Annotated in this window: 11 protein-coding genes and 1 pseudogene; 6 read left to right on the plus strand and 6 right to left on the minus strand. The window is 42.0% G+C overall.

Translation table 11 applies throughout. From position 1 onward, the window contains the following. Window positions 1-246: 246 nt before the first annotated feature. On the plus strand, window positions 247-1,872 hold the full coding sequence (gene aceB / locus MSG38_RS08255) for a malate synthase A (protein ID WP_048613675.1): 1,626 nt from the start codon (window positions 247-249) through the stop codon (window positions 1,870-1,872). A gap of 102 nt (window positions 1,873-1,974) precedes the next feature. Beyond that, complete coding sequence (locus tag MSG38_RS08260; protein WP_008220964.1) at window positions 1,975-2,415, plus strand: heme-binding protein; 441 nt, start codon at window positions 1,975-1,977, stop codon at window positions 2,413-2,415. 126 nt (window positions 2,416-2,541) lie between these two features. Here the strand turns inward: MSG38_RS08260 and MSG38_RS08265 are convergent, their stop codons facing one another. Then, window positions 2,542-2,979: a DoxX family protein gene (locus MSG38_RS08265; protein WP_059018096.1), complete on the minus strand. Its 438-nt coding sequence runs from the start codon at window positions 2,977-2,979 to the stop codon at window positions 2,542-2,544. Window positions 2,980-3,185: 206 nt separating this feature from the next. Between MSG38_RS08265 and MSG38_RS08270 the strand changes: the two genes are divergently transcribed. After that, window positions 3,186-4,091, plus strand: a complete 906-nt coding sequence (locus MSG38_RS08270) for a LysR family transcriptional regulator (protein ID WP_059018094.1) — start codon at window positions 3,186-3,188, stop codon at window positions 4,089-4,091. 29 nt (window positions 4,092-4,120) lie between these two features. On the opposite strand, the gene MSG38_RS08275 is transcribed toward MSG38_RS08270, so the two are convergent. Continuing rightward, window positions 4,121-4,423, minus strand: coding sequence for a hypothetical protein (locus MSG38_RS08275; RefSeq protein ID WP_059018092.1), 303 nt, complete (start codon window positions 4,421-4,423; stop codon window positions 4,121-4,123). A 274-nt stretch (window positions 4,424-4,697) separates the two neighbouring features. Next, window positions 4,698-5,180, minus strand: coding sequence for a MarR family transcriptional regulator (locus MSG38_RS08280; RefSeq protein ID WP_059018090.1), 483 nt, complete (start codon window positions 5,178-5,180; stop codon window positions 4,698-4,700). Window positions 5,181-5,303: 123 nt separating this feature from the next. On the opposite strand from MSG38_RS08280, the gene MSG38_RS08285 reads away from it, so the two are divergent. The 3 genes from MSG38_RS08285 (at window position 5,304) to MSG38_RS08295 (ending at window position 9,481) form a co-directional block, all read left to right on the plus strand. Further along, the gene (locus MSG38_RS08285; RefSeq protein WP_050653185.1) at window positions 5,304-6,197 is read left to right on the plus strand and encodes a DMT family transporter; all 894 of its coding nucleotides are present in this window, start codon (window positions 5,304-5,306) and stop codon (window positions 6,195-6,197) included. 331 nt (window positions 6,198-6,528) lie between these two features. Continuing rightward, the gene (locus MSG38_RS08290) at window positions 6,529-7,446 is read left to right on the plus strand and encodes a DMT family transporter (RefSeq protein WP_248401583.1); all 918 of its coding nucleotides are present in this window, start codon (window positions 6,529-6,531) and stop codon (window positions 7,444-7,446) included. 367 nt (window positions 7,447-7,813) lie between these two features. Next, the gene (locus MSG38_RS08295; RefSeq protein WP_248401584.1) at window positions 7,814-9,481 is read left to right on the plus strand and encodes an FG-GAP repeat protein; all 1,668 of its coding nucleotides are present in this window, start codon (window positions 7,814-7,816) and stop codon (window positions 9,479-9,481) included. A gap of 826 nt (window positions 9,482-10,307) precedes the next feature. On the opposite strand, the pseudogene MSG38_RS08300 reads toward MSG38_RS08295, so the two are convergent. The 3 genes and pseudogenes from MSG38_RS08300 to MSG38_RS08310 all read right to left on the minus strand — a co-directional run. Beyond that, window positions 10,308-11,147: pseudogene (locus tag MSG38_RS08300) on the minus strand (MFS transporter); the annotation flags it as partial. An 818-nt stretch (window positions 11,148-11,965) separates the two neighbouring features. Continuing rightward, a complete protein-coding gene (locus tag MSG38_RS08305; protein ID WP_248401585.1) occupies window positions 11,966-12,139 on the minus strand; it encodes a UvrD-helicase domain-containing protein in 174 nt (57 codons plus the stop codon). Between the two features lie 291 nt (window positions 12,140-12,430). Continuing rightward, the gene (locus MSG38_RS08310; RefSeq protein WP_248401586.1) at window positions 12,431-13,735 is read right to left on the minus strand and encodes a hypothetical protein; all 1,305 of its coding nucleotides are present in this window, start codon (window positions 13,733-13,735) and stop codon (window positions 12,431-12,433) included. Between the last annotated feature and the right edge of the window lie 160 nt (window positions 13,736-13,895).

Consider the following 13,895-nt stretch of genomic DNA (forward strand, 5'->3'; position numbering starts at 1 on the left):
TTATCAACCCCAAAATGAAACAATTTCGTTACATCAAGCTACCATTTTGAGTAAGCACCCACCCTTAAAAGCTTACAATTCATTGCTTTACATAAAATATCTTTACGTAAAAATAAATCACAAAAAGACCAAATGATAAATAAATGTTAAATACCCTTTGCTTGTTTACAATTTATGAAATATAAATACCCTTAAAAAGAGCATTTTGTATACAAAGTGACATCGTATTGTTCAAAGGAGACAACAATGATGAATGACGTAAAAGAGAGAGAAGAAGTACAGTGTATGCAGGTACTCGGGAATATGGACAACTCCGAGTACAAAGAGATCTTGTCTAAAGATGCATTAAAATTCTTAGAAGCTCTCGTCAATAAGTTTGGAGATCGCCGTCATGCCCTGCTAAGTGACCGCGACGTAAAACAAGCTCAATATGACGAGGGTGAGTTACCCAATTTCAGAAAAGACACCATTTCCATTCGTCAGAATAAAGAGTGGAAAGTGGCAACACCGCCACCAGAGCTACTCGATCGGCGCGTAGAGATCACCGGGCCTATCGAAAGAAAGATGGTGATCAACGCGTTAAACTCAGGCGCGAAAGTCTTCATGTGTTGCTTTGAGGATGCGTCTTCCCCGACTTGGGCCAATATGGTCGAAGGGCAAATCAACCTAAGAGATGCCAACCTTGGTACCATTAGTTACTTCGATGAGAAGAAACAGAAGAGTTACCAATTAAACAACGATCCTGCACTGCTGATTGCCCGCCCACGTGGTATTCATTTACCTGAGCAGTCCATTCAATTCAACAATCAGCCTATCGGCGGTTGCTTGATGGACTTCGCCTTATACTTTTTCCACAACTATCAATCACGTGCACAACAAGGTTTGGGGGTTTACTACTACATTCCAAAACTTGAAAGCATGGAAGAAGCACAATGGTGGGACGATATTTTCAGCTTCACCGAAAATTATTTCCATGTACCAAAAGGCACCATTCGCGCGACAGTATTGATCGAAACGCTACCAGCCGTGTTCCAGATGGAAGAGATCTTGTATGCAATGCGTGATCACATCGTGGCAATGAACTGTGGTCGTTGGGATTACATTTTCAGCTACATCAAAACGCTGAAGAACCATAAAGACCGCATCCTGCCAGATCGTCACGGCATCGGCATGGATCAAGAATTCCTCAACGCCTATAGCCAACTGTTGGTGCGTACTTGTCACGCTCGTGGCGCACTGGCGATGGGTGGTATGTCAGCCTTTATTCCAGCGAAAGACCCGCAAGAGATGGCACGAGTGACGGCCAAAGTCATTGAAGACAAACAGAGAGAATCTCAAAACGGACACGATGGCACATGGGTCGCGCACCCTGCATTGGTTGATTTAGCGATGTCGATATTCGATAAGCACCTCGATGGCAAAGTAAACCAAATGGACTTCCAAAGCCCAGACCATGTGATCAATGCAGACTCTCTGCTAAAACCTTGTGAAGGCAGCCGCGACGAAGCAGGCGTTCGTAAGAATATCCGCATCGCGCTGTATTACATCGAAGCTTGGATTCAAGGCTACGGCTGTGTACCTATCTACGGCCTTATGGAAGATGCCGCCACCGCTGAGATCTCGAGAGCCAATATCTGGCAATGGATCCATCACGGGGTAACGCTCGATGATGGCCAAACCTTTACCAAATCACTATTCCACTCTTGGCTTTACCAAGAGCTGGACACCATAAAACATGAAGTCGGAGACTCGCGCTATGCAGCAGGTCGATTTGAAGAGACAGCCGATCTTTTCTATCAACTTTCTACAGCCGACGAGTTCGCTGCCTTCCTAACTTTACCCAGCTATGGGCTATTACAAGAGTCCAGTTAGGACTCTTGTACCGAGCTGAATCAGTCAATGATATTCACAAACAAGAGTAATGATTGGCTGACTTAGCTTGGTACATGGCCCCTTGAAAAACTAGGAGATAACATGGGAAGTTTGACTCTACAACAAGCGTTAACCATCATTGATGGCACCTTAAAAGCAGGAAACAAGATCCACACAGAACCTTTGACGGTCGCCGTCTTAGACAGCGGTGGCAAGCTGATTTCTCTGCAACGTCAAGACGGCTCTAGCATGATGCGACCAGACATCGCGATCGCTAAAGCGTGGGGAGCACTCGCACTGGGCTGTTCCTCTAGAAAACTCGCCCAAGATGCTGACAACCGACCAGCATTCATCTCCGCCGTAAACGTACTCGCACACGGAAACATGGTGCCAGTGCCAGGGGGCCTACTGATTCGAGATAAGGACAAAACGGTACTTGGTGCGATTGGGGTCAGCGGTGACATCTCAGACATCGACGAGAGCTGCGCCATCAACGGGATTGGCTGCGCAGAATTGTTTAGCGACGAGATGCTCCAAGCTTAACTCGCCAATTAGCTGTACTTGAAGTTCTTAAACAAGAACAAAAAAACCGAAGCTATTAGGCTTCGGTTTTTATTCATAAGTTGCGCCAACAACACTAACGAATACCATGTGATTAGACAAAGAACGCTAACGTACAAGAACCATTAAGCGCGTCCATTTAGCGTCTTCCTTCAACTTGTTAGACAGCCAGTAATCAACACTAAACGATCCTGCGCCAAGTACCGCTAACGCCAGATACCCACCAGCAACAGAGACATTTTTGTAGAAGTGAATCATTTGCCCCGACGAACTTGGGTCGAAGTGAAACATAACACCAGAGACCAATGAGAAAAACGCAATCGAGAACGCGGTAAAGCGAGTCATAAATCCAGCTAGAATCGCCAGTCCGCCACCGAGTTCAAGCAAAATCACCAAAGGCAACAAGTGAGTGCTGACTCCTTGAGAAGTCATGTATCCCGCTGTTCCTTCGTAGCTAAACAGCTTTCCCCAACCCGCTTGAATAAACAAGTAAGCCAATAAAATACGAGCGAAAAAAGTCAGTGTGTCGTTCAATCTGGTGTTCATAGTTCTAAGCCTTGATAAGTTTCATTGCCGATAGGTTATTCGACTTAGCATTAAGATGATAACGAGAAAAATAGAACAACTTGTTTGAAATTTTAGTAGACATACTCGCATACAAATTACTGACTGATTCCGAAGATTGAACAGCCTCAATGCTGTTACCATTACCTTAAATTCATTGAAACTCTTGCCCCATATTTATTGATTTTATGAAGACTCTGAAGAAAACACTGCCGCTCGACACCTTACAAATATTGGATGTTCTACAACGTGAGGGAACTTACTCGTCAGCCTCTGCGCACCTCAATCGTTCCGTTTCTGCATTAAGTTACCAGATTCAAAAATTAGAAGACGAACTTGGCATCTTGATCTTAGATAGGTCAGGACACAGAGCCGTGTTTACTCAGGTGGGACAAATGTTGGTGGAAAATGGTCGACAGTTGCTGGCTGGATCAGATGAACTCATAAACCAAATACAACGTTTTTCCAGTGGTTGGGAAAGCGAACTATTTGTGTCCTATGACGGCATTATCGGGCAAGATATTGCGTTGTCGTTAATCGCTGATATGGCAACAGAATGCAGCACGCAACTGTATGTCCAAGAGGATATTTTGTCGGGAGGCTGGGAGGCATTAACCTCAGGAAAAGCAGATATTCTCATCTCATCGATGCCCAATATCGAGCTACCGAATACAGTGAATATTAAAACTATCGGCAGTGTAGAAATGATTTGGGTCGCCGCAAAAAACGCACCCATTTTAGATGAACCAAACCCGCTCAGTGAATCTACACGACGTGAGCACACAATCATCGCAGTGGCCGATACCGCTAAGTCAGAGCCTAAAGTCACCAAAAACATCTTACTAAACCAAAAAACCAGTACGGTCAGTTCAATGACTAGTAAGCTGACGGCAATTCAACGTAACCTTGGTATTGGCACTCTACCTAAACAGCTTATAACCGCCGAGTTAGAAGCTGGAAGCTTAGTGGAAATTGGCCACGCGAGAACCGTTGATATCGTGCTTGCGTGGCAAATAGGCAACATGGGTAAGGCAAAAACACTCGCTTTGAAAAAGTTAGAAAAGTGCTGGAGAGCATCGGCTCAAACTCACTAACTTGCTTCTAGCTGGGCACTCCGAAAAGTCTATTTATCTCGTCCGATAAATAGACTTTGTTGGACACTCTCTCCTTGAGGTGTGGTTGCTTCAAATCGGTACACCCTCGGGATATTTCTCTTGTAGAAAAATGCTTGTCCTCTGTCTGATGTTTCTGTCACTTGTTGCCCACGAATATTGGTGGTGACCTGAGCATTAGGGACGCGTTCTCCATCTTGATAAACCGTAACGACAACGCCGTTGGTTTGTTCGCTGATCGACATTTTCAACTCTGCATGGGATGCAAATGACGTTGCGAGTAGTACTGTACTAAGGGCTATTTTAAGTTTCATTTTAGTGTTCTCTGTATTGTGGGAATACGAGAAATATACGGATGGGCGCTTTCTATTGATAACGGGAAGTCTTAAATAGGATGTCCTAAATTATTGAATTACATCGATGGAACTTGTTCGGTTTTCTGGCTCAGTTCTGATCCCAAACAAACCGAGACTAAATAGCACGACACCAAATTGAAGCCACAAAAAAACCGAAGCTCATCACTTCGGTTTTCAAATCAAATTAAGCTCGTTCAGCTCACTAAATTCAGAAAGACGATTCAACCAGTGATTACTCGTAAGCACTCAACCACGTTTTTAAAAGTTGGTTGGTGTTTTTCTTCTGGCTAGCAGATAAAGATTTAACCAGTTTTTTCTGCATCTCGACATGTTCAGTCATCATCTCATCGATCAAAACTAGGCCATCTTTGGTTAGCTGAACACTCACGCTGCGTCTGTCTTCTTTGCTGTGCTCACGGCTGATCAGCCCTTTGGCTTCTAGCTTATCAAGGCGATTGGTCATCGCGCCAGATGTCAGCATCATGGATCCAATCAGTTCTGATGGCGTCAGTCGGTAAGGCTTTCCAGAACGTCGCAACGTCGCCAGCACATCAAACTCACCTAGCTTCATGTCGTATTTTTTATGAAGATCGGCAACTTGCGTCTCCATATACTTGGCAATACGCATAATCCGACCCATCATTGCCATAGGCTCAGTTTCTAGTTCGGGCTTTTCCTTTGCCCATTGCTCTACTACGCGGTCGATAGCATCCATTTGCAATCTCGCTCCGTTGTTAGTCTGATTACTTCAAACTAGTTTAACATAAAGATACTTTACAACCACTAGTTCTCAGTATACAGTTCACACAATAGTTATCTTAACGTAAAGATATTTTAAATGAACATATTATTAGCAATGATCCCCGCGTTCTTTTGGGGAACAACCTATGCAGTGACGCAATTTACGCTACAGGAGTGGCCACCATTATTATTGGGTGCTTTGCGTGCGTTGCCTGCTGGTTTGTTATTGCTAGCAGTAAAGCCAACATTGCCTAAAAAAGGCGAGTGGCAGATCATTTTCACACTGGGCCTTATCAATATCGCGACTTTCTTTGGCTTGATCTTCGTGATGGCGCTAACGCTGCCTTCGGCGATCTCTGGCGTGGGCATGATCTCCGTGCCTGTGTTCGCGATGATCTTCCATTGGGTAGTGAAAAAACAGCGCCCACATTTGATTCAAGCCTTGTCTGGTATTGGCTTGATCACCTTAGCGTGGGTACTGTTTAACCCAAGCCAAATTGCTCTGAACCCAATCGGTTTAGGCGCAATGTTTGCCGCAATCATGTGTATTGTCATCGGCAGCAGCATTACCAAGTCACTGGGTAACCGCATGCACTGGTGGAAGGTATTAACGTGGCAACTGATTCTGGGCGGTACGATTTTGTCTATCGCGTCTGGCGTTCATGCATTCATCGACCCGCAGCCTTATGTTAACGCTGTCACTCATTTCGATACTCGTAATGCTATGGGGCTCGTGTGGGTTATTGGGCTAAACACTGCACTGGGTTACGGCATGTATGTGTGGTTGCTACAACGTATGTCGGTGGTTGATTTCACCTTCGGTGGCATCGCAAACCCAGTAGCTGGCATCGTGACAGGCATGGTGTTGATGGGTGAATCATTTACTCCAGTCCAGTATTCACTAATGACCGGCATGATCGTGATGTCGCTGCTACCACAACTTATTCTGGCAGTCAGGCAGTCCAAACAAGTTAAGCCTGTTACGCAGTAGATACCGTATCTTAAACGTATTGAACAAAAACGCGCCTAATTGTGGGCGCGTTTTTTATTGCTACGCTAACAGCAATGACCCAACAGCCATACTCGTGAGTTGATTACTTTCTGAGCAAAATTAGACCTCACAAAGAATAATGACTTTACTTAAACTATCTAAAGTGAATTTATTTTCTATAAAATAATTACATTGGAGATTTAATTACTACAAAAAACTAAAATTAGAGATAAAAAGACAAAATTTTTCTCCGACTACCTTTCTATACTGTGCCACGTCATTAAGGCGCTACAAGCCTATGATTTAAAATAATTATTAATGAGTAGTCACCATGAATTCGAAGTCGCTAACTATCTTGCTTTTTGTCTCTGTTTGCTTAATTTGGGGAACCACTTGGTTCGCTATGGAAGTAGCATTGCATTCTATCCCACCTATTTTTGCTACTGCGTTGCGCTTTTTACTTGCAGCACCTCTGCTTGCAGTATTGGCGAAAGTCTTCAACCAACCACTGCTGTTCCCTAAAGGTAAGCGCCAATGGCTGCTTATTGTTGCGTTGATGTATTTCGCGATTCCGTTTACGTTGATGATCTATGGCGAGCAATACATCTCTTCAGGTTTAGCGTCGATCATCTTCGCCAACATGCCTGTCGCAGTAATGCTGATGTCTGGCTTATTCTTAGGTCTACGACTGGCGAAGCACCAGATATTCGGTTTGATCGCTGCTGTTGTGAGCCTATGTTTAATCCTTGGTAATGAAATGCAGATGGGTGGCGATGACTACCTTATTGGCACGGTTTGTTTAGGCCTTGCTGTTGCGATTCACGCAGTGATGTATGTGTTGGTTCAAAGGCACTGCAAAGGTATTGAAGTACTAACCTACAACGCCGTACCGAGCCTAATTGCAGCTCTTTTCTTATTTGCCGTATCAGCTATGGGCGAAAACGTAAATGTTGAATCTTTCACTTGGGACTCAATCTCTGCTGTGGTTTACCTAGGCTTTGTGGCGAGTGTTGGCGGCATTGTGGCTTACTTTAAATTAGGACAGGTTTCGACGCCGTTCCAAGCGTCTATCTGCTTCTTAATCTTCCCAGTGGTTGCGCTACTGATCTCTTGCTACATCAATGGTGAGGTTCTATCTGAACAATCTCTGCTTATGATGATCCCTCTACTTTGTGGCATCTTGCTGACCAAGGCACCTAAGGGAATCTTCAAGCTACGCTCTTCTTTGAAAACAGTAAGTAGCAACTAGGCTAAGCTAGACTAATAATCTGTATATATAACCCTAGGGCTCGCAATGAGTCTCTAGGGTTTTATTTAGTTACCACTCCGACTTAAACCTCTCTCTCACTTCCAGCCGCATATAAACTCTGTTTACTCTACTTTCCGAAATTACGTGCATTAAAGCTAGCGTAACTGATTCGATCGTAGGTTGAATAATTAGAAAACTAAAGCCTTTGTAAAGTGCTAAACATCACGTTTATTGAAAAGTAATGTTGACAATTTAAATTTAGAATTAACGGGGATTAGTAATTATCCTACGGCTCAACTAATCAATAAACAGAGTTTCAGGTACTCATCAACACTTCGAGTTAATTTTCTACTTATGGAGGGTCACAATGACCAAAAAGTACATTTTTCTTATATTCACCGCCTTAAACTTATCTGCATGTGGAAGTGGTTCATCTCCTTCATCAGACACTCACCAAGACAACTCTTCTCTGACCGTATCCCAATCAATTCAAGCTAAAAGCATACTTTTGGAATGGAATAAAATTGAAGGCATTAAACATTATAAGTTGATACGTTATAGACCCTCGACTCAAGGTTTAATTAGCGAAGTAGTTGACCCCTCTATCACTGGTACTTCATATAAACTAAAGATCGACCTCGTCGATTTTGATGCCGCTTCTTCTGATTATGAACTGTTAGCCTGCAAAGATAATGATTATTGTCTTGTTCAATCCCCACAATTTCAATTAAAGAATCTAGAACAAACTGTCATCCGCGTTAAAACATATCTTGACCATTCTGAGTGGAACAACGTTCGATTTGGCGAAGCTATAACTTGGCAAAATGACCATTTAATTGTCAATTCAGGTAAAGATACAACTCGCGTAGTTGATATTTATACAAAGCAGAAAAGTGGCAATTATGGTTATGATGAATACATAGCTAATAGTACGAGCTATAACACTGACGGACAAAAAACAACGAATAGTCTGGTGGGCATAGGTAACACTTTCGAAGACATGATGCTTGCAACATCTACGTGTTCGACGAAAAAAGAAGCGCTAGTTCATATTAACAAAATGCACCACGATAATAATGGGCGTCCAAAACTTTCGCTTAAAAATTACAGCGATTCAAGTGGGCAAGCTTTAGCTAGTTCAGGTGAAAATGGCGGTATCATCATCATGGGAGACCCCGAAAAAAATGATGCAGGGGAAGTCTCATTCTTCATCAATAAAGACCTCAACTTTCCAGCAGCTCCTGAATCGGGCATAAAAACTTTACGTCACCCTAATGAGTTGAAACTAAAGCGTCCAGATGACCTAGCTGTAGATGCAAGGTTCGGTGCTAGTGTCGCTATTGCACAAGACAACGTTTTAGTTGTTGGTGCTCCTATGGATTCAATGCGAAAAGGGACAGGAAGCGAAGTCCAACACGGTGGTGCTGTCTATGTATACCGTCTTAACCCCTCTCCAAACGAATACAATGATATTTGGCACTTAGAAACCATACTGAAATTACCTATTCCAACTGAGAACAGTGGTTATGGGTCTTCAGTGACTATAAAGAAAGACGCAGATCTCATTCTTGTTGGAGCTCCGGGGATCGATCAAGTTTTGAGTTATAGATACGATTCACAAAAAGGGTTTTGGTCAAACGTCGATACAATAGATCCAGTAAAAGCGTTTAAGGGGCAAAAGTTTGGTACTGGTATTTCGCTTAGTGACAATGGTTATCTAGCGGTATCCGCCCCGCTTGCCCCATGGCGTGGATTTGGTTTTCATCACAGCTCTGATACCTTAGAAGTTGGTGGCGACCCAGATGGTGCTGTTTATATTTACCACCTAACCAGCTATGGTGATCGAGACTATGCATGGGAAGGGGTTTTTACGGGTGATAGTGTCAGTGGTGTAAAAGAAGAGTTCGGAAAATCAATGATGTTTAAACCCGGCACTGACGAGCTTGCTATCGGAGCACCTGGACATCCTTCTGATCCTCTTCTCGATTGGAGTGACAATTCTTGGAAAGACGCTGGAGCCGTGTACATTTTCTAAATCAGTAAAGTAACTGTACATCAGCTGAAAAGGTATGAGGAACCAAACTACAACCCTCACTTGAGAAAAGTAATTAATGGAATCAATAACGTAGATATTCACATCTAGGGTTTTATTGTGATTTATTAGTTAGTTTACGTTAGCGGATTATTTTACTGTTAATAAACTCGGTAACTTTACTTATACCCGTATCCATTGTTGATGGTATCAACCACTCTATAATTAATCAGAGCCAAGGTAAGTTATTATAAAGTTATATTTAAAATACTATTAGTCACTAAAAAGTAGGAACATTGGAATGAGATCAGGTTATGAAAGTGAACTATCACTTATTTTTGGTGGTGAAGATATAAAAATGGATCGTATATTATTTCTGTTGGAAAGAATTCATCAGTATGAGAGAAGTCTATATTGGATGAAAATGAAATTTATGGTCTTCGGAATGATAATTCCCACAATACTATCAATAGCTGCACTCTTTTTCTCAGTTATTAAATAAACCATTCACGTGTATTAACTTAGTCGTAAGGTCGAGTTTTCACTCGACCTATCACACTATACTCAATTCAAAAATCGTGATTCGAACCCAACATACGATATTTGTCCATTTAGGCCGCTATACACATTCCTTTGAACATGAGAACTGAAGCGAAAACTGCTTATTTTGTCTCGCGTTGATAAGGTATATCACACCTTACCTTACTGTTCGTAAATCCGAGTCTTCAAGTTCATCCGTTTAAAGCATATCGTTTATCGACCATAAACTAGCACATACAAAAAAGCTCCAATAGCGATATTGGAGCTTTTTATTTGTCTCTACCTAGCGTTAACGCCAGCTAAACATTCGCACTTCATTACCTTCTTCAGGTGTCTTAGGAATGTTTAAAGACAACGCCAAAGAAACCGCCGCCATCGCAGCGCCAATGTAGAAAACCGTTGCAGGGGAAGACAGCCAAATCACACCAAACACGACCGGAATAACGACTGCGGCAATATGGTTGATGGTGAAAGAGACACCAGCGGTTGATGCCATGTCTGCCGGGTCTGCGATTTTCTGGAAGTAAGTTTTGATCGCCAGCGCCAATGCGAAGAACAGGTGATCGACCACGTAAAGTGCCGCCGCCCATTCCGCGCTTTGCACCAAACCATAACCGACAAACACACCAATCAAACCCACATACTCGAAGATCAACGCTTTGCGCTCACCAACCACACCGATGAATCGTCCAATGCGTTTTGCAAACAAGAAGTTAAATAGGTAGTTAACCAAGAACAACAATGTGACGTCGGCCGCCGAATAACCGAACTTCTCTACCATCAAGAAGCCTGCAAATACGGTGAAGATTTGTCGTCTCGCGCCGCTCATAAACGTTAGCGCGTAGTAGAGCCAGTAACGCTTACGCAGTACCAACTTTTTATTCTGTGGCGTCTTGGTCTGAAACTCAGGGAAGCCAAAGGTCATCACCAAAACTAGAATAAAACCAATCCCGCCAGTAATACCGTACACCCAAGCAAAGTCGAGCTTCAGCTGTTCTAGCATCACCCAGATAGATCCGTAAGTGATTAAAGATGCCAGTGCGCCGACTGAGATCATCTTACCTAGCATCTCTGGCGCTTCTTCTTTGCTTAGCCATTGCAATGACAGAGATTGCTTCAGCGTTTCAAAATCACAATATGGATAGCACTTTCACTTAAAATTGAGCGAGCGAGTGAGTGCAATGTGCCGTATTGCCGCCGCTGCACCCATAGAACTATGCAAAACAAGCTTTACACAAAATGCAACTATCGTAAAGGTTGCTCAAATTACAGTTGAATAGGAGTCAAAATATGCGTTTCGTAAAGGTTAGTGGCTTTGCTGGCGTCAACGATAAGTCGAAAAGATCTACAAGGTAACGGTTACGCTTGTGCGAGTTACTTAGTTGGCAAGTTACGGCCTTAAAATCTTCGCTGCTACCAACGATATGAATCTAACTCTCTGCTCTTGTGATTGCCGTATACAACCACACTCTATCAACTACTTGTCCTTTTTTAGTGCGATATGGCAAAGAAAACTCACTTAGGGTCTATTAGTGGCAAAAATTGAATTTAGTCTAACAATCACAACAACTCGACAAACACTCGATAAATATCTCAATATTAAAAATGAATATAAAGATAAGAAACGCTTACTCCAGGAGATTCAATAAGTCACTTGATACGTTTGATGAACTTAAGCTCGGGGCTTTCAAGCAGCGAATCATTTCCGCATTTTCGACAGATTTTAGAGTAATAGCTAACCCCGCACTGACTAAATGTAGTTATTTAAGATGAATCCAGAGCATGTGTAAAACACATATCCCCAGCGTATTTTCCAGGTAGCTCTAACACAAGACAACAAACAATGAATCGAGAGCGACGTTCAAAATCACTGGTCGTCGTAACTGGCTTATTGAGAGTAACTCAGCAGGTAAACTCTGCGTCATATCTTATTTGTATACATTGACCTTACAAGGTTCTATTGGCCTTCTCAATTGCACTTAATTGCATAACAGGTTGTAAATTACTTTCAGCGAGATAGTTTTGGCAAATGTTAACTAAATAACCTGATTTTCCGACTACAACACTTGTTTTTCCTGTACCTGCGCCAGCGAGTAGAAGGTTATTGTCGATATCAGTCACACAAGCAATTCTCTACTTGTTTGTAAGAGGGTTCGATTCAACTGTCGGAAGGCAATATATTTTGCTCGATTCCAATAAGCTTGTCGCATAACCTCTGCTAGTGCACTCGGCAAAGGTTATGTGAACCGACTATAGCAAACACGTCTTTGCCCCAAAGTTGCTTAGACCTTTACTCATTAGCATCCTGTTCATGAGCTTTTGCCCTACTAAAAGTTATCCATTTTTCTAATGCTGTTCGTTGTGAATCCCCGTGTTGTATCACGGGGGTAAATTCGACCAACTGACAGCTCTCTAACGCCCTGCCATTACTCGCAGCGTATTACCAGCCGCTTCAGATAGCTCTTCCACTTTACCTTTAGTAGGCTCTTCAACATAACTGCTATTCTTTATATTTAATGCATCTCTTATGATGGACATTTTTTGCATTACACGCTGCTTATAACGTTCACCTGGTTCATTATCTTCGGCTAATCCTATTGCTTGCGATTCTGTCACTTCAGTAACAAGATAAACCAGTTTTTTAAGTTTTTTGAGCTCATCAAGATTGTTAATTAGGCCTTGAATCAATACTCCTAACCATTTAGATATGAACAAGATTATCAAACTATTTACCGTAACCGATGGGATTCTACTTATTAACAATTCATAAATGTTAGCTCCACGATTAAATGAATCGATTAAGTCATATGACCCGCTAAGTAAGCTATGTACAATCGCTGCACCTACTATTCCCAAGAGACTAATTAATGCCAAAAAGAGTGAGTTCTGTAAGCTTAACTCTCGTTTAAAAGAGTCAAAATCTTCACTGTATCTATATTTTTCTACCTTTAACTTGTTTAAGTCTACGGTTAGAGCCTTATTTTCTGATTTTACTTTTTTGTTGAATTTAGCTAGTTTTTCATTTTCGTCATTAAAGTCAAACAGAACTTGCGTTTGTTTTTCGACGTCCTCTTCAAGTTGTTTTAAGTTGAATCGACTTGCTAATTCACGTTCGTCTAACTTATCACGCTCATCTTCTTTGGATTTTATAATGGAGTCGAGCTCTAGTAGTTTGTCTTCTAAGGTAAAGACATTCGCTTTTATTTGATCACGTTTGGTTTCTAAAGCTTGATTCTCTTGAGAACTTTCTTGAATTTCTTTTACCTTGTTTTCCCATTCGGTTTGAATTTGCTCGTAGCTACCTTGAATTTGGTCAAATAGAATCTGTAAGTTTTGAACCGTTCGCCCCATGATGCTCACACCAGTTATATTTTTTATAACCTCGGTATCGACAAACTCAATTTTTCTAATGATTTTTGACGGTGTCCAAATGAAAACCTCCCCATCACCATCTTTAGTTTTTTTAGAATATTGGACTTCCTCATACTCATCGTCACTGTATTGAATACGTAAAGCAGTAATTCTATACCCTGGCATCAACCTTATCCGTATACTCGCTATTAGCGCGAAATCACTATCAAATAGCATTTGGTCCGGTAGATTGAGGTTCTCAAAACCTGGGTTCGGCTCAAAGAACGTTCCACGGTTGATGAAAAAAGGATTTATCGATCTTGCTAAAGGTAAGGTTTGGTGAGATTTTAATGCTGCAATATTCATTGAGTTTCATTTTTAGGCAATTTGCAACTATTATGCATTTGTTTGAATTCTCTTTAAATGACCCAATTCAAAACGTTCGCTTATCATTGATTAAACAATCAAAAAAGCCGAACCCTCTCAATAAAGGTCCGGCTTCTTTCTCCTTGATATAACCAAAAGG

This window comes from Vibrio sp. 1CM24A, assembly GCF_023161725.1.
In the GTDB taxonomy this organism is placed as follows: domain Bacteria; phylum Pseudomonadota; class Gammaproteobacteria; order Enterobacterales; family Vibrionaceae; genus Vibrio; species Vibrio coralliirubri.

Excerpts from the sequence above, each read along its gene's own strand:
- MSG38_RS08285 (WP_050653185.1), top strand. The coding sequence starts at position 5,304 with ATGAACATATTATTAGCAATGATCCCCGCGTTCTTTTGGGGAACAACC.
- MSG38_RS08290 (WP_248401583.1), top strand. The coding sequence starts at position 6,529 with ATGAATTCGAAGTCGCTAACTATCTTGCTTTTTGTCTCTGTTTGCTTA.
- MSG38_RS08265 (WP_059018096.1), bottom strand. The coding sequence starts at position 2,979 with ATGAACACCAGATTGAACGACACACTGACTTTTTTCGCTCGTATTTTA.
- MSG38_RS08310 (WP_248401586.1), bottom strand. The coding sequence starts at position 13,735 with ATGAATATTGCAGCATTAAAATCTCACCAAACCTTACCTTTAGCAAGA.
- MSG38_RS08260 (WP_008220964.1), top strand. The coding sequence starts at position 1,975 with ATGGGAAGTTTGACTCTACAACAAGCGTTAACCATCATTGATGGCACC.
- MSG38_RS08280 (WP_059018090.1), bottom strand. The coding sequence starts at position 5,180 with ATGGATGCTATCGACCGCGTAGTAGAGCAATGGGCAAAGGAAAAGCCC.
- aceB (WP_048613675.1), top strand. The coding sequence starts at position 247 with ATGATGAATGACGTAAAAGAGAGAGAAGAAGTACAGTGTATGCAGGTA.
- MSG38_RS08295 (WP_248401584.1), top strand. The coding sequence starts at position 7,814 with ATGACCAAAAAGTACATTTTTCTTATATTCACCGCCTTAAACTTATCT.
- MSG38_RS08275 (WP_059018092.1), bottom strand. The coding sequence starts at position 4,423 with ATGAAACTTAAAATAGCCCTTAGTACAGTACTACTCGCAACGTCATTT.
- MSG38_RS08270 (WP_059018094.1), top strand. The coding sequence starts at position 3,186 with ATGAAGACTCTGAAGAAAACACTGCCGCTCGACACCTTACAAATATTG.